The 16,421-nt window shown below is 34.4% G+C and carries 16 protein-coding genes; 5 read left to right on the forward strand and 11 right to left on the reverse strand.

What is annotated here, in order from left to right; translation table 11 throughout:
- Positions 1-54: 54 nt before the first annotated feature.
- Positions 55-822: an alpha/beta hydrolase family protein gene (locus NX902_RS13040; protein ID WP_095328891.1), complete on the reverse strand. Its 768-nt coding sequence runs from the start codon at positions 820-822 to the stop codon at positions 55-57.
- A 200-nt stretch (positions 823-1,022) separates the two neighbouring features.
- On the opposite strand from NX902_RS13040, the gene NX902_RS13045 reads away from it, so the two are divergent.
- Positions 1,023-1,814, forward strand: a complete 792-nt coding sequence (locus tag NX902_RS13045; RefSeq protein ID WP_123257723.1) for a histidinol-phosphatase HisJ family protein — start codon at positions 1,023-1,025, stop codon at positions 1,812-1,814.
- Between the two features lie 269 nt (positions 1,815-2,083).
- Here NX902_RS13045 and manA read toward each other — a convergent pair whose 3' ends face one another.
- On the reverse strand, positions 2,084-3,028 hold the full coding sequence (manA, locus tag NX902_RS13050; protein ID WP_123257724.1) for a mannose-6-phosphate isomerase, class I: 945 nt from the start codon (positions 3,026-3,028) through the stop codon (positions 2,084-2,086).
- Between the two features lie 223 nt (positions 3,029-3,251).
- Here manA and NX902_RS13055 point away from each other — a divergent pair, with 223 nt between their 5' ends.
- Positions 3,252-6,422 (forward strand): S8 family peptidase, encoded by a 3,171-nt coding sequence (locus tag NX902_RS13055; protein WP_171509647.1) that lies wholly within the window; start codon positions 3,252-3,254, stop codon positions 6,420-6,422.
- 53 nt (positions 6,423-6,475) lie between these two features.
- Here the strand turns inward: NX902_RS13055 and NX902_RS13060 are convergent, their stop codons facing one another.
- From NX902_RS13060 to NX902_RS13085, 6 genes are all read right to left on the reverse strand, one after another.
- Positions 6,476-7,699, reverse strand: a complete 1,224-nt coding sequence (locus NX902_RS13060) for an MFS transporter (RefSeq protein ID WP_341160763.1) — start codon at positions 7,697-7,699, stop codon at positions 6,476-6,478.
- Positions 7,696-8,130 carry a MarR family winged helix-turn-helix transcriptional regulator gene (locus NX902_RS13065; RefSeq protein WP_095328896.1) on the reverse strand — a complete coding sequence of 145 codons (435 nt, stop codon included), beginning with the start codon at positions 8,128-8,130 and terminating at the stop codon, positions 7,696-7,698. Before NX902_RS13065 ends, NX902_RS13060 begins: the two co-directional genes overlap by 4 nt.
- A gap of 298 nt (positions 8,131-8,428) precedes the next feature.
- Positions 8,429-8,560: a hypothetical protein gene (locus tag NX902_RS13070; RefSeq protein ID WP_275068594.1), complete on the reverse strand. Its 132-nt coding sequence runs from the start codon at positions 8,558-8,560 to the stop codon at positions 8,429-8,431.
- A 206-nt stretch (positions 8,561-8,766) separates the two neighbouring features.
- Entirely contained in the window at positions 8,767-9,063 is a 297-nt protein-coding gene (locus NX902_RS13075) for a YfzA family protein (protein WP_095328974.1), read from the reverse strand.
- 258 nt (positions 9,064-9,321) lie between these two features.
- Entirely contained in the window at positions 9,322-10,035 is a 714-nt protein-coding gene (locus NX902_RS13080; RefSeq protein WP_171509648.1) for an MOSC domain-containing protein, read from the reverse strand.
- Positions 10,036-10,118: 83 nt separating this feature from the next.
- Positions 10,119-10,451: a DUF3889 domain-containing protein gene (locus tag NX902_RS13085; RefSeq protein WP_095328898.1), complete on the reverse strand. Its 333-nt coding sequence runs from the start codon at positions 10,449-10,451 to the stop codon at positions 10,119-10,121.
- Positions 10,452-10,601: 150 nt separating this feature from the next.
- On the opposite strand from NX902_RS13085, the gene NX902_RS13090 reads away from it, so the two are divergent.
- A complete protein-coding gene (locus NX902_RS13090) occupies positions 10,602-11,174 on the forward strand; it encodes a biotin transporter BioY (protein WP_235850211.1) in 573 nt (190 codons plus the stop codon).
- Positions 11,175-11,455: 281 nt separating this feature from the next.
- Here NX902_RS13090 and NX902_RS13095 read toward each other — a convergent pair whose 3' ends face one another.
- Positions 11,456-13,111 (reverse strand): copper resistance CopC/CopD family protein, encoded by a 1,656-nt coding sequence (locus tag NX902_RS13095; protein WP_164463636.1) that lies wholly within the window; start codon positions 13,109-13,111, stop codon positions 11,456-11,458.
- Positions 13,112-13,348: 237 nt separating this feature from the next.
- Here NX902_RS13095 and NX902_RS13100 point away from each other — a divergent pair, with 237 nt between their 5' ends.
- Both NX902_RS13100 and NX902_RS13105 read left to right on the forward strand, forming a co-directional pair.
- Positions 13,349-13,522, forward strand: a complete 174-nt coding sequence (locus NX902_RS13100; protein WP_164463637.1) for a hypothetical protein — start codon at positions 13,349-13,351, stop codon at positions 13,520-13,522.
- A gap of 225 nt (positions 13,523-13,747) precedes the next feature.
- Positions 13,748-14,752, forward strand: a complete 1,005-nt coding sequence (locus tag NX902_RS13105) for a cation diffusion facilitator family transporter (protein WP_095328900.1) — start codon at positions 13,748-13,750, stop codon at positions 14,750-14,752.
- A 114-nt stretch (positions 14,753-14,866) separates the two neighbouring features.
- On the opposite strand, the gene NX902_RS13110 is transcribed toward NX902_RS13105, so the two are convergent.
- The gene (locus NX902_RS13110; protein WP_095328901.1) at positions 14,867-15,274 is read right to left on the reverse strand and encodes a hypothetical protein; all 408 of its coding nucleotides are present in this window, start codon (positions 15,272-15,274) and stop codon (positions 14,867-14,869) included.
- 107 nt (positions 15,275-15,381) lie between these two features.
- Positions 15,382-16,386: an LLM class flavin-dependent oxidoreductase gene (locus NX902_RS13115; protein WP_123257729.1), complete on the reverse strand. Its 1,005-nt coding sequence runs from the start codon at positions 16,384-16,386 to the stop codon at positions 15,382-15,384.
- Positions 16,387-16,421 lie beyond the last annotated feature (35 nt).

Below are 16,421 nucleotides of genomic sequence, written 5' to 3' on the forward strand. Positions count from 1 at the left end.
TTTTTACTTAAAAAAACGCAAACGGATATCTATTTCATCCATTTGCGTTTTTAATTATTTCCTTTCTAACCAGTCAACCGTTCCATTAATCAGCTTCAAAAATTGCCTTCCAGATGAGAATGTATGTACACCATCTTCAATAAGTATGGAATCAACTGTTCCTGTATTTCTAGTTAAATATTCATTTTTATATTTATTCAAATAGTGATAAGGAATATCCTCATCAGCTGTACCGTGCACTAGAAGCACATCTCCTGAAAATTTATGACAGCTAGTTAATGGTTGATAATCTGTTAAAGAATCAAAATAAGTTTGAAAAAAAGAATAACCATAAAAATCAACAACTTCCCTCTCTGCTAATTCAGATAATCTAGCTTTACCAAATATTCGTTTAATATCAACCGCTGGATCTCCGACAGCAGCCCACTGAATTAACCGGCTGACCCGTGAATCTTTGATAGCTGTCAATACCGCGACAGCTCCTCCCAGACTATGACCAAGTAAAATAAGTTCCGTTATCGAGAATCCATCATAAGCAAATTGAATAATTGCTTCTGTCTGTTCTATTAAATCAGACAATTGCGTGCTGCCATACTCACCACTTGATTCACCACATCCCCTATAATCAAAACGAATCACTAAATAACCCAATTCAGTCAGTACATTACTTGCCTTTACAAACAAGCGATCAACGCCAATTCTACTGCCAATTAACCCATGACACATTATCACTACTTTATATTCACTCTGTATTTTCTTTGGATAATCAACAGACAAAACAATAGTATCGTCTTTCCAGTTGATTGTTCTTACCTCGGTCATTATTTCTTCCTCCTAAATACTTCATATATCTATTATACATTATTCCTACCTGTTTAGTAAGTTTAAAAGAAGAATTTTCTGAAATCTTTTTCCTCATAAAATAATAGAACCTCTTTCCAACTTCAAGTTTGTTATTAAAATATGGTAGAATAAACAAGCAATATTTCATTAATTAAAGCGCGTCATTAAAGGAGATTCTTATGTATTATATTGATTATCATCATCATTCCAACCATTCATTTGATTCTAAGGCAATAATGATGGATATTTGTGAAAATGCCATAAGTAAAGGGGTAAACGAAATTTGTTTTACCGAACACTTTTCTGTCAATCCGAATGCTCCTACTTACGGTCATATGATTTGGCCAACATATCTAGAAGACATTAACAAATGTAGAATTCGTTATCAGGATCAATTAATAATTAAATTAGGAATTGAACTATGTGAACCCCATTTATTACGTGAACAATATAAAGCAGTGTTAGCACCGATTCCTTTTGATTATATCCTTGGTTCTGTTCACAATTTACATGGGCTTACACTTCGTAAATATATGAATACTCACCCTGATGAGGATATTTATCTTACTTATTTTAAAGAGGTTCTTGAATTAGTTACATACGCAGATATTGATGTCCTCGCTCATTTTGATTTAATGAAGCGCTATGCCCATCCCATACGAGGTATCTATCACTTCCCTGACTATCAGGAGATTATCACTACTATCTTAACAACAGCAATCAAAAGAAACATTGGTTTAGAAATTAATACTTCTGGCTGGCGAACAAGCTTAAATGAATCATTACCTTCTATAGAAGTTTTGGCATTATATAAAAAGTTAGGTGGCGAAATACTTACAATTGGTTCTGATTCCCATAGAAAAGACGATGTTGGCGCCGGTTTCATGCAAGCTCTTAATCTAGCAAAGAAAGCAGGTTTTACAGCATATTACAAATATGAAAAAAGAAAACCTATTCGAATAGATATGTAAAAATCTTAACAGCTTCTTATAAGCATTAGAGCTATACTAGCAGAGACTCTTCTATTGTAATGAGAAAGTAGAAGGATTTCCGACCATTCCGTTAGGATAGGATGAAAAAATTATCAATTAAAAGGATAATACAGCACTACTCAATAATCATCCCAAACTAAATAAAAAAAGAGTGCATAGGTAGTTACCGATAAAAGTTAGTATTGTTATTCTAACTTTTGGAGATCAGTATCCAAATGACACTCTTTTTTTATTTTTGCAAATTCGCTTTAGATATAGGAAACAATCAGCTCTGCTTTCCCAGCCAATTCAAATTCACCAAATTTATATGGCAGTATGAAATGATCCCCTTTTTGGAAAGTGAATTCTTTGCCATCCTTTTGCAGAGATCCATCTCCTTCAATTACGCTACATAGTAAAAAAGCTTGGTCTTGTTCTCTAGTAGACTGTCCGTCCAACACCCATTTTTCTACTGTAAAATAATCACATGTAACAAATTTAGTAATCTCCATGTTTCCTTGTTGTTTAACAAGTGGAGTAGTTGCCGCTAATTGATGTGGAACAGTTGTAACGTTAATTGACTGTTCAATATGCAGCTCTCGCTTATTGCCGTCGCTATCTGTACGATCATAGTCATATACGCGATATGTGGTATCCGAATTTTGTTGCGTTTCAAGGATGATAATCCCTTCACCAATAGCGTGAATCGTTCCGCTAGGTACAAAGAAGAAATCACCTTTTTTCACTGGTACCTTGTTTAGTAATTCATCCCATTTATTTTCAGCTATCATCGTTGTTAATTCATCTTTTGTGTTCGCGTGATGCCCAAAAATGATTTCTGCTCCATCCTGACAGTCAATAATATACCAACATTCCGTTTTACCAAGTTCTCCATTTTCATGAACTTTTGCATAGTCATCATTTGGATGCACTTGCACAGATAAATCTTGATTAGCATCTAATATTTTTGTTAATAAAGGAAAACGGTCACCTTCCATATTTCCAAAAAGCTCACGATGATTCTCCCATAACTCTTCTAAGTTTTTACCCGCTAATGATCCGTTCTTCACCATACTTTGACCATGAGGATGTGCTGAAAACGCCCAGCACTCTCCTGTTACTTCACTGGGAATATCATACCCAAAGCTACGTAGTGCTGTACCGCCCCAAATTCTTTCTTTAAATACTGGTTTAAAAAATAATGGCTCGTTCATGTGATTTGGAACTCCTTCTTTACAATATTTACTAGACTATTCTATCATATTCCAAAGTAAATTGGTTTTTATTTTCATAAAACGAAAATGTCGATCTGCTTTCTATATTATTAAATGAAATTGATAACATACATTTTTTTCTAAAAATACAAAAAATATGAGGACAAAGAGGTAGAAAGGTGTTTTAATAGATTTGTAATATATTACTAATAGGAGGAGAATTATGTATAAAAAGCGTAAATGGAAAACCTTATTTGCTTTGTTATTAACAGTGACATTAGTATTAAGCGCCATGCCATCGAAAGAGATTCTAGCATCAGAAGGAGAAATTTCAGCTGATACTCTTTCAATCGGAAAAGAGTTATCCTCGAGCTTTCAGCCAGATGAATATGTTAAATGGTTTAAGATTGATCCAAAATCTGTCGTGACTAAAGCAACTCACCTGGAGGTCGAATTGAATTCGACGGAAGAAATGAATATTAGCGTATATTCAAGTAAAGATAATGCTATGTCAGACAACACCTTCGATCGATATAACGCCGTTAGCTTTATGGATAATAAGGGCGTCATTTACTTCCCGATTGCTTGGGAAGGGCCATACTATATTAAGGTTGAGTATTATTCCAACACAGATGACGAGGAATACATAGAAGAAGAGGAAGTACCTGAACCGAATAGTCAATTTTCCTTAAAAGTAACGGATACAAAGCAAGCTCCTACTGTTGAAACAGAAGAAGCATGTCCAGTTGAATTAAGTACTAAGGAGACAAAGGACAATCAACCACTCCTTACACAATTACGTACCATTAGAGATACCATTTTGTCTTCAACCGAAAATGGGAAAAAACTATCTTCTTTATACTATCAAGTATCTCCATTTTTATCAGCGAAAATGATATTTAATAAGCAGCTAAGACAAGATGTATTAACAAATTTAAATACATTAAAACCGATTTTCGCTAATCTGCTTGATAATGGTACAAGTAGCACCTATAAGATAGGGAAAAACGAAGCAAAAGCAATAAATAATTTGTATGAAATCGCCTTAGAAGCTTCTCCTACCGCTTTACAAACTAAGATTTCAACCCTCGCTAACAAAGTAGAATTATCTAATATTGAAGGAAAAACGCTTGATGACATTTTTACTTTATTAGGAGCTTCCAGTTCAAGTATTACGAACAAAGAGATAAATAATAAATATATTGTAAAAATGAAAGCTGGTAAAACAGTTTCTTCTTTAAAAAACAGCTTGGGTAAGGCTTCTGCTCAAACGATTAAAGGTTTAGAAGGAAGCGAAAAAATTGCTGACGGCATGTTTACCCTTGAATTAAAGGAAGGAAAATACACAACGAAAAGTGCTAATACTCTTATTAACAAGATTCAAAAAGCAAAAGAAGTAGAATATATAGAGCCTGTACAGCAGTATACCTTACTATCCTTGCCAAGTGATGTTTCTGCACCTTACCAATGGTCATTAAAAAACACTGCCCAAACAAATGGGAAAAATGGTGCTGATATTCAATTTGAAAAGCTTTATCAGCTTCAACAATCTACTGATGTTAAACAAATGAAAATTGCTGTCTTAGATACTGGTGTGGATGCTTCATTAGCCGATTTAAAAAATAAAATCACAGCGGGTTATAATTTTATTAACGAATCAGACAATGTATATGATGACAATAATCATGGCACACATGTAAGTGGCATTATTGCAGCGGGCATAAATAATGGCTATTCAATGTCTGGCATCCATACAAACGCAAAAATTATGCCAGTCAAAATATTAGATGCATCTGGCTCTGGTGACACGGAACAAATTGCAAAAGGAATTAAATATGCAGTAGATCATGGTGCAAAAGTTATCAACATGAGTTTGGGTGGTGGTTATAGTAGAGTAATTGAGTCCATGCTGCAATATGCCAACAGCAAAAATGTCACTATTATTGCCGCAAGCGGAAATAATGGTTATGAAGGCCTTGATTATCCGGGCTCTTCCAAATATGTAACGGCTGTTGGGGCTTCCAACGATTTAGATATCGTTGCTGATTATTCAAGTTATGGAAAAGAGCTTAAGCTTGTTGCACCAGGTTCCAACATTCCAAGTCTGGTTCCCAATGGAAATCTCGTGTTATACAGTGGTACTTCAATGGCTACTCCACATGTATCTGCTGTAGCTGGATTATTGCTTTCTTTAAATGGAAAGCTGAAGCCTAAAGAAGTAGAAAAATATTTAATTGAAACAACAACATCTATTGTTTTTAAGGAAAATGACAATCCTGAAAATGAATTTTCGGAAGAATATCCAGAAGATTTACCTGCTAGTAGTAATCCCATCGGTTTTGATAAAGTATCTGGCTGGGGGCGATTAAACGCATTTTCTGCTTTTAGTGCTCTAAAATTAAACGCAAAAATTAATCCTGTTTATAATAGTACTCGATTACTTACCGGGACAGCTGAACAAGGAAGCAAAGTAAGTGTAAAACTTGGCAGTAAAACCTATTCTTCGTCAGCAGACAAAAATGGCAAGTTTACAGTAGAAATACCTTTACAAAAACCGGATAAGCTTATGTATATCCAACTTTCAAGCAAAAATGGAAATGCAAGTACTTCCCTCAGAACGACTGTTCAAAGAGACACGAAAGCTCCAAATTTACCAACGATTCAAAAACTTGGCGATAATGATAGTTTGATGAAAGGTACAAGTGAACCTTTTGCTTATATTAATGCAAAGGTTAAGGGGAAATTGATTGGTAAAGGAAATGCAGATAAAAATGGGAAATTCGCTATTAAAATCAAAAAACAGAAAGCTAATACAATTGTATCTGTAACAGCTGCAGATGGTGCAAAAAATACAAGTAAACCAGCAACCGTAAAAGTTGTGGATAACACTCCACCTCCCATCCCAACGATAACGGGAACAATCAGTAATAAATCAGATAAAATCACTGGTAAAGCGGAAGCTAATTCTACTGTTACTGCCAAAGCAGGCAAAAAGAAGCTCGGTTCTGCAGTTGCTGATAAAAAAGGAAAGTATACGATTAAAATTAAAAAGCAAAAAGAAAATACGAAAATCAGTGTTACAGCTACAGATAAGGCAAAAAATATAAGTAAAGCGAAGACTATTACAGTAGTAGATAAAATAGCTCCTGCTAAGCCAAAAGTAAATACGATCACGACGAAAACAACAAAAGTGACAGGAACTTCTGAAAAAAATGCGACCATTATCATTAAAAGAAACAACAAAGTATTAGCAGAAGGAAAAACAAATAAAAAAGGAGCTTTTTCTATCAAAATTAAAAAGCAAAAAGAAAAAACCTCTTTAACTATTACGGCAAAAGATACATCTGGTAATGTCAGCAAACCTGTTAAAAAAGTGGTCACAAAGGCAAAATAATAAAAAGGCTCTCCTTTTTAGAAAAATTCCATTTCTAAAAGGAGAGTCTTTTTTTAAGCACTTGTATTTAATTGTTCTTCCTTAGCTACTGTCGTTTCATTTCTAATCGTTTTACCATGCAAATAGTAATAAACAGCAATGCCGATTAAAATATAAATGCTGCTTAATGAATAGAATGAATTCAACCCAATAGCATCACCGATAATTCCTACAATATAGGAGCCGAACCCTATTCCTATATCAAATATGGATAAAAATGTAGCTGTTGCAAGCCCTCTTCGATGTGGCGCTGCTTTCTGAATCGCAATGGTTTGTAGACATGGAAACATTGATCCATATCCTAAGCCGATTAATGCAGCAGAAAGTAAGAACATCCATTCTGTTTGTGCAGTCCCCAGGATAATCATCCCAATGGAAAATAAGATGATACACGGATAAACAATTTTATTTGCACCATAGCGGTCAAACCACTTACCAGCAAAAGGTCTTGCTATTAACATAAAGATAGCGTAAACCACAAAGAAATATCCTGAAACACTTATAAATCCTTTTTTTTCAGCGTAAACCGAAACAAATGAAAGAATCGATGAATAAACAATCCCAAATATCGCTGCTATGATACTAATTTTTACTGCCGTACTCTCTATAATTCTATCAAATTGAAATCCTTTTTTCGCCTCTGCTTCTTTGTCTACTCTCTCTGTCTCTATATCTGACTCTAGTTTCATAAATCCACCTGTTAGAATCGCAAAGAAAGCAAAAATTAGCGCCAATGTAAACAAGGTAGAAGTTCCCCATGAGTTAATTGCTTGCAGTCCGATAAATGGACCGACTACCATTGCTAAATTCATACTCATCGAATAATACCCCATGCCCTCTCCTCTTCTAGAACTTGGCAAAATATCTGCAACAATCGTTCCTGTTGCAGTTGTAGCCATACCAAATCCAATGCCGTGTATTGCGCGAACGATGAGCAAACTAGTAATTGAATCAGTAAATAAATAAAAAACCGCTGCCACTAAGAAAATAAGTAATGAAGTAACAAATATAGCTTTTTTGCCAAACTTCTGCATCAAGTTACCAGCTACTGGGCGGATGAGAATAGCTGTTATAATAAATACCGTAACAATTAAGCCTGCTGTAGACTGCTTTCCATTCAATTCTCGAATCGCATAAATTGGTAATGAAACTAATAAAAAATAAAACGTCATAAATAAAAAAAAGTTACTTATCCATATTTGGATAAATCCCTTTGTCCATAATGGTTCTTTATTCAATTCTTTTCCTCCTTGATTGTTAATGAATGAGTCCATTCAAAAATTATGTGTTGTAAAGTCTTTCGAGATTCGATTGGCAATTGTTCAAGTAACTCCTGATTTGCTTGCAGAACAGCTGCTTCCCATTTCGCATACTGCTGTATAGCAAAATCTGTTAGAAAAACTCTATTTGTCCTCTTGTCTTCTCCCTTTATTTGCAGAACATATTTTTTCTCCACAAGCTTCTTTATGGTACGTGTTACTGGAGGGGGTTCTATGGATAGATAATCGGCGATTTCCTTTTGGGTAAGGGGACCATTCTTTTTTAATACATACAAAATTGCCCATTCAGAACTATAAATATCAAATGGCTCAAGTGCTGTATTTAATTGTTTGGTTAATTGTCGTGCGAGCTGCTGGATAGAATGGAATAAATCATGAGTCGTGTTCATTGCTTTCTCCGATCTAAAAATAATTACCTAGGTAACTATATCATATCTTTGTGGGAGATGGCAATATAATATTTCATTTAAACAAACGTTTGATTAAACATAATACAAACATACTAAGATTAATAGCACAAACCATGGCCTTGGTTTGTGCTATTAATCTTAGTATGTTTCTGCTGCTTTATTCGGTAGTGTATCGCAGACATCTTCCCCAAAACTTGAATGAAGCAATGTTTCTGGATGACAAGCTGCTATAGTCTTTTAATTTGTAACTAATTAAACTTAAACATCAACTAACTATTTACCAAATGCTACTAATTAAACGAAATACCATTCTTGGTATAAACAGTACAATATTCCAGACTACTTCCCCTACTACCTCAAATAATACTTCTTTAAAAAAACTGTTACGCTTTCTTGTTTTAATTTTCATCTTCTAACTTCCCGTTATAAAATTTAGGTACCTATTCTGGGTTAATAACTATAAATTGACTGCCTGAATAGATCTTTCGCTATCCTACCATTTTTCTATAAGCAGGCAGCTTAATAGCAGCAGTGTTTAAATATGGCCTCCAGCGTTATTCTATTCCCCACTTGCACACATATCTATTATTACAGCTTAAATCCGCAATGGTATTATTATTTACCGCGAGTAAAAATCTTTATTATCGCACTTATTATTCCGGGCACAAGAAAAAAGACGACAAAAAAGACAGTGAGTAAATTATACTGTGGTGTTTCATAGAAATTAAACCATTCAGTGATAATATAACTGTCAAGAAGCCTCCCAAATATTGTTCCATCCATATCTCTGTATTTAAGTATCCATCCTGTGGCTTCTGAAGTAAAAAAGAATATTTGTGACAATACAAATACGCTAATAGAAGATACCCAATATTTTTCCAGAAATGTTGAAGCTTTTTGTTTCCTAACCAATGTAAATCCCATCCTTTACGAATACTCTTGTCTATATATTCATAAATTCATACGGATAGTTAGGAATTAAGTTTCAAAATTTTTCTGTATTATTGGAAAAAATTAAATTGAATATATACCATTTCTACTAACTTGTTATTTAAATCATCAATAGCCATTAAATCAGAAGGAAATGGCGGGTGGATACTCGTAATTATAGATTGTTCAACTTTAAATAATTTACTTTTATGTTTCTACCATCCGTATTTATCCATTTCTTTATAAAATAGCTATCTCATCACCAATATGAATAATTCCAGTATGAATCACACTTGCATATAAACCAAAATGGTTATTTCGCTCTTTAACTATCTGTTTTAATAGCTTCGGCTGTCGGATGCCTGTTTCTGGATCTACAGTTATGATCATACATCTTTCACAAAACTTATTAATCTTCAGAATTACGTCTGAGCCGATTTTTATTTTTTTCCCTAGTAGATCTTGTTCGTTTATACCACTTTCTTGGAGATCATAGACAATATTTCCTCTGAATCTTCTCTCATCAATTGATTCACCAAATGATGTAGATAATTCTGATAGGGCCTTTGTGGAAATTAATAAAAGATTGTCTTCTTCAATTGCTGGAAAGGGAACAAAGGTCGGAGCATAGGTAATTGAATCTAGTGTCCGATTCGTTTCTTGTTCTAATCTTTCTAGTAATGCTGTTTCCCCCCAAATATATTCCGAGCCATCATTTGCAGTTATAGTTAAATCAGGAAATTTTTCTATTGACTCTTCTCCTGAAAAGCCTGCTCTATATGTAACCATTTTAGGGTATTGTGTTATTGTTAGATGTTTATTATTTGCTTTATCGATAAAAGCATGACTACGATCGCCGTATATTCCATAAGACATAATCCGTGCCTTTTCCAAGCTTTCTCCAGTAAATGATTTTATTGGATAGCGCATAATCTTTTGTATATTCCCTATCATAATTTCTCCCCTTTTACTTCTCTTTCTTCTATTAAAACAAAAAAACTCTCTAAAACCAATTCTTTTAGAGAGTTTTTCGAAAATTAAGGCTTTGTTTCCTGCATATCTACCGACAATAGTCGTTCTGTGCGGGTGTCAAAAGTTAAATGAACAAATACACCAATTTCCTTTTGATCTTTGTTTACAATTAGTTTAAACTTTTCCACAGATGTTCCTTTCTTATCTTCCTTGCCTACATGAAGATAATCAGTAACTTCACTATTAGGATATTTTTCTTGCGTTTTTGTTATGGCAATTCTCCCCCATTTTACATAGGAAGGCAGCTCTTCCGCACCTGTATGTAAAGGACCGTTAAGCTGCATAAGGAATAAGCTTACCAAAAAGATGCTTATGAATGGATATTTTAATTTTTTCATGCAAACATCTCCTTTCTTGTTATTTCTAGTATGAACAGAGAAACAAAATATATGTATTTTTATATGTTAACCAATTAAAATTATAAGTTGACACAAATTAATTAGAGAAGTATATTTATTACAGAAATTAAACAAAAGGGAGTGGCCATTTTGAAACAGTGGAAGCCAATAGATATAACAATGATTGCCTTATTTGTTGCTTTTATGGCGGTGGGAGCAAATGTTACAAGTTTTCTTATAATTGGAGGTGTTCCCGTAACTCTTCAGACTTTCTTTTCTATTCTTGCAGGGTTGATTCTTGGGAAAAGGTTAGGCGGTGTGGCGATGTTTGTATATATGCTTGTTGGCCTTATTGGAATACCTATCTTTGCGGGGATATCTGGCGGTCTTATGGTGATTACTAGGCCATCGTTTGGATTTATTTTAGCTTTTATTATGACAGCATTTCTTGTGGGTTCCTTAATCGAAAAAAAGCAAACCGTCCCATTCTATATTTTTAGCGCCTTCATTGGATTATTGATTAATTACATCATTGGGACTAGTTGGATGTATATGTCCTACAAACTTTGGTATGCTGCACCAGAAGGGTTTACCTACCAACTAATGTGGAGTTGGATGGCTCTACCTTTAATAAAAGACATTATCCTAACTTTTATTGCTGGTATTATAGGACATCGCTTATATTATTCCGTCATCAAAAAAAGTTCCTTTCGCGTGCATTAGCATGAAAATTTTTCTCGATAAGAAAGACTGGCACATTTTAAAGGACAATCTCTCATTTAGCTAATAAAAAAGACTATAGACAAACCCCATAATTATTTTAGGTATTTGCCTATAGTCTGAAAATCCTCGGTAATAGCGAACAAGTTTGTTACTAAAACCGATTGCTTTCTATGTTATTCGCTATTATACGACGTTCTCTTCTAAAAATCCTGTCTGATTATGCGCTTTCCCGAGAAATAATTATCCTCTTCTCTATTTCCCATTGCCCTCTATATGAAACTTTATCTTATGTCAATAGAATAAGAATAATCCAGTGATTCTAATTTATCGGTTAACACATGTATTTCTACATCCCATTTTCCCGGCTGATTTAATTGAAGATTCTCTGCAAAATAATGTCCTTCCTTTTCCTTCGTTAATGGAAACGCCATTTCTTTGTCTCCCTGTTTTAAACTAATTGTAATTTGTTCCACGGGATCAATTGGCTTACGATTATTATCAAATACAAATACTTCATACTGATTTTGCACACCCGTTTTCTTAGGTGTGATCGATAAACTGATATTTTCATTATACCCAAGTTCTGCTTCTTCATAAAATGGCAGGTCGATAGGCAAGGTCGGTGTCTGTATTTGAGTAAATGCTGTAGTTACTATCAGTATTAATATGCCAAGTGTAATTTCCACTTTTATTGATTTTTTATAAAAGTCTTTCTTTCTTAATAGAAGTCTGCTAACGAGGTGATATGCACCAAAAATCAACATTAATACAAGTAAACCAATTTTAATAAGCAAAACCTTTCCATATGCCGTACTTACTAATGACTGAAAATCAGGAATTAATAAGGAAGCATTTACTGCACCAGAAATGGCTAAAACCGCAACAGTAAAAAGGGCCCATAATGAATATTTCTCCATAGTTCCCCAATATAAATCATGCCCTTCCCCTTCTTTAGCAAATATGCCTTCTCGTAAAAAGAGAATAATAACAATCATTCCGCCAAGCCAAATAGATGCTGCTATTAAGTGAAAGAAATCAAGTACAATAGCTACAGTCTCATAAGGTGAACTGGAAGGATGGCCAAGAAATGCTTTTGAAAGCATGATGCCTATAAATGCTAATCCAGGAATTATCCAATGTTTTCTATCTAAATAAGCTTCTTTTGCCCAAATAAATCGTTGTCCAAGGAATAAAATAGCTAAAAGGATCATTTGTACAATCCAAATAATTCCTTCCTTTGTACTTGTCAATGTTTCCATTAAATTACTTGGCTTCAAACTAGCTAATAGACTTACACCAGCATAGCTTTGTGTTTGAATAACTAATGCACTAATAATACTAATAGCAAGTAATAAGACAGCAATAATAGAAATTCTTTTCGTTCTTTTTACTAGCTTAGCGGATAATTTATTATTTCTATACCAAAATGTATAGAATAACAATAATCCCATAAAGACAGAAAAACCTATATAAAGAAAGCCTTTATTGATCATCGTGCTTATAAAACTTACTAGATTTCCACTGTCCTGTTGAGTTGGAAAATCTGCACCATCCGGTAATTCCCCAATGCTGAAAGGAATCATCCCAGACACAGAATGGCCATCAGCAGAAACAACTCTCCACTCTACCGTATATATATCATTCGGTAAATCTGACTTTAGATCAACTTCCATTGATTTTTCTGTATCAGGATTAATGACTACATTTTTCTTGTCTACTCTTTCTCCCGATGAATTTAAAACATTTAATATTTTAAAACCAGTTTGGATCTTTTCATTGAACTCTATGTATACTCTCTCTGGCGCTGACTCTAATATTTCATTCTCACTAGGGTTTGAATTTGTAATATAAGCATGTGCAGAAACATTATTAATCCCTAAAAGACTAAACATTAATACAACGAAAGGAAGAATCATAAGCAACTTTTTGCTATTCACTTTTAAAATCACGTCCTTCTATTTTCTCATTCCCCTCCCAATTATAGCGAAAGAATAGACATTCGTACAATGAAGTGCTGCCTTCCTAAAAGAGTTCGACATTAAACTAGGTAGAGAAGTCAACATTTGTCTTTATAGCGCATTTTTTGCGCTTTCCCAAGAAATATTTACAGAAAAAGCGAATAAAATATGTTGAACTGGTAAATAATATGAATAAATTTAAAAGGAGGTAGGTCCATGGATATTAGCATGAATGCTGATGAAGTATTGTTGGCCATTCAACAATTACGCTCAAATGGCATGAATATGAATAAAAAGAAGATAAAACAAAGCCATCCAGATTTAATGCGCCATGCGCTCCATTATTTTCCTGATTGGAACAGTGCGGTTGAAAAAAGCGAATCAGCTTAAAAATGCCGGATTTACTACTTCTTAGACATACATATTCAACGATTGTCTGATAACACCATAGACTTACGAAAAAAATTTAATGAACACGTTTTTTTTCAGTATCAATTAGAAGTTAATAGAGGCTTCCCTTACAATGTAACCACTTAAACTTTAATTGGTTACAAACGGGAAGTTCTCTTTTTATTTGTATACGACCTTTACTGAGGAAGAAGGGTATTAGATAGGATGAAGGAATTCTTATTATTATTAAAGAATGGAAACCGTTCAGCTCTGCTTGCTGCTTTAGTAAATACCGTTATCTCCTTATTAAAAGGAGTTGCTTACTTTCTCACCGGCAATGTGGCGATGTTTGCTGAAACAATGCACTCCCTTGGTGATGCAGCCAATCAATTTTTTGTGTTTATTGGATCTGCATTAAGTAAAAAAGCTCCAACAAAACGCTTTCCAGGAGGATTTGGCAGACTTGTCAATGTTGTTTTATTATTTGCGGTTTTAATTGTTGGAATTATGGCTTATGAAACAATTCGCGAAGGGCTTGATCATGTTTTTAAGCCACAAGAATCAACAGGCTTTTTACTCATTATCATTATCCTCTCCATATCTGTTTGCTTAGAATTTACCGTTTTAATTAAAGCAATGAAAGAAATTGTTGCAACAGCAGGTTTAAAAACAAGAGGTTTACAATTGTTTTCTGCCAGCATTGCCTATTTAAAATCTGCCAAGCCTGCAACAAAATTGGTATTTTTAGAAGATTCCGTAGCAACAGCAGGAGGAATCTTAGCAATTGCGGCAGTAATAGTAAGTGAATATACAAACTTTAAACAAGCTGAAGGCGTTGTATCCATTATCATCGGCATTTTTATGTTTATTGTTGTTGGGAGAGTTTTTTTAGATAACGCTGCAGGAGCTATAGGAGAAGCAGATTTAGAAATGCAAGATACAATTGGCAATATCGCGATAAAAGATCCTGATGTACGCGATATCCAAGATCTAGCAGTCTACAAAGAAGGGGAAGATTTTCATGTAGAACTCAGTATCGAAATCGATAGTAAATTAACCGTTGAGCAAGTAGATAAAATAAGACAACGAATTGAAAAGCAGATTTTATCAGAAAAAGGCGTATCTGATGTGATTATCGAATTTGATAAAGATGATGGTATTTTAAAATGGCCCCATTTTATTTCCGAATTGGATAAGCATAAAAAGATGGCTGAAAAGCATACAAATTAAAATCAAAGATTATAAGGTTCATTCTTGAATAGGTGAATTAAAAATCAACTATTCTTCTATGCTAAAGGCCAGGAATACATAAAAAATCCCTGGCCTTTAAAATTAACAAAGAATCTATTTAATTACCGCGTCTTCAAACGGCGCATAAAATACTCCTTTAGGTGCCAGAACATTGGTTTCTGACTCCTCTTCTCTCCCATCGACTTTATATGTGCCTGCTGGAAAATAATCATAATAGCCAGACTTCACATGTAAATCCACATAGTATTCATCGAGTTCCCTCATTAATATGTGGTATGCTTCTCTATCCATAATTTCACCTAAATCATCAAGTTCAAAGTTTACTTTCACTGCCTCTATAAATGGTTCGCAAGATTCTGCCGCAACGTATAAATCTACGTCACAACATTCCATACAAAGTAAAACCTCTTCTCCTTTTATATTAGCATAAGCATCATCGACCATTTGTTTTAAAATCTGTTTGATTTTTTCTTGATTAACCAACTTCATAGTTGTTTTCACAACAGTTCCCTCCAAGTATTTACAGCTGACAAAATATCTATAGCTTTATCATACACAAAAACAAGTACAAAATGAAATAATATCATTTTGTACTTGCTACAGCCTTTTTATTTTAAAATATTTTTTACAATTTCATATGAACGAAGACGTTCAGATTGAGAATACACTTGTGTGTTGATTATTATTTCGTCCGCTTGGGTTTCCTCTAAAAATGTTTGTAATTTCTGAGTAACTGTATCTTTGGAGCCGATAATAGATGCTTTCAATTGCTTGTGAACAATAGCTTTCTCATAAGTACTCCACATCTCCTCCATATTGGAAACTGGGGGCTGCAGTTGTGTCGGCTTGTTCCGGATAAGACTTAAAAACTGCTGCTGAGAAGATGAAGCAAGATAGGCCGCTTTTTCATCCGTGTCTGCTGCAATAATATTCACTCCAACCATCACATATGGCTTCGTTAAAATTTCTGATGGACAGAATGATTGATAATAAGTATTAAGTGCAGGAATCGTATAGTCTGGCGAAAAATGACTAGCAAATGCAAAAGGCAGACCAAGTTGACCAGCCAATCTAGCACTAAAGTCACTAGAGCCTAACAGCCAAATCGGTATCGTTACCCCTTCCCCTGGTATAGCCCTTACTGGTAAATTCGTCTCTTCATATGGTTTAAAATACGTTCTTAATTCCTCTAGCAATTCAGGAAAATCACTTCCATCACTTTGATGGTAACGTCTTAATGCCCTTGCCGTCAGTTGATCACTGCCAGGCGCTCTTCCAAGACCTAAATCAATACGATTGGGGTACATAGATTCTAATGTACCAAATTGCTCAGCAATAACTAAAGGCGAATGATTCGGTAACATAATTCCGCCTGCTCCGACTCTAATCTTGCTTGTACCCCCAGCTAAATAGCCAACTAATACCGAAGTAGCACTACTAGCAATTCCAGGCATACTATGATGCTCAGCTACCCAATAGCGGTTATAACCCCACTGTTCAGCATGTTGAATAAGTTCTAAACTATTTTTAAAACTTTCAGCAGCATTGCTTCCTTCTCTAATCGGTGCTAAATCAAGAACGGAATATTTTATTTCCTGTAATGTTTTTCCCATATATCCAACCCCTTCTCTCTACTTACTATAAAGCT

The organism is Niallia sp. FSL W8-0954 (assembly GCF_038005605.1).
In the GTDB taxonomy this organism is placed as follows: domain Bacteria; phylum Bacillota; class Bacilli; order Bacillales; family Cytobacillaceae; genus Niallia; species Niallia circulans_A.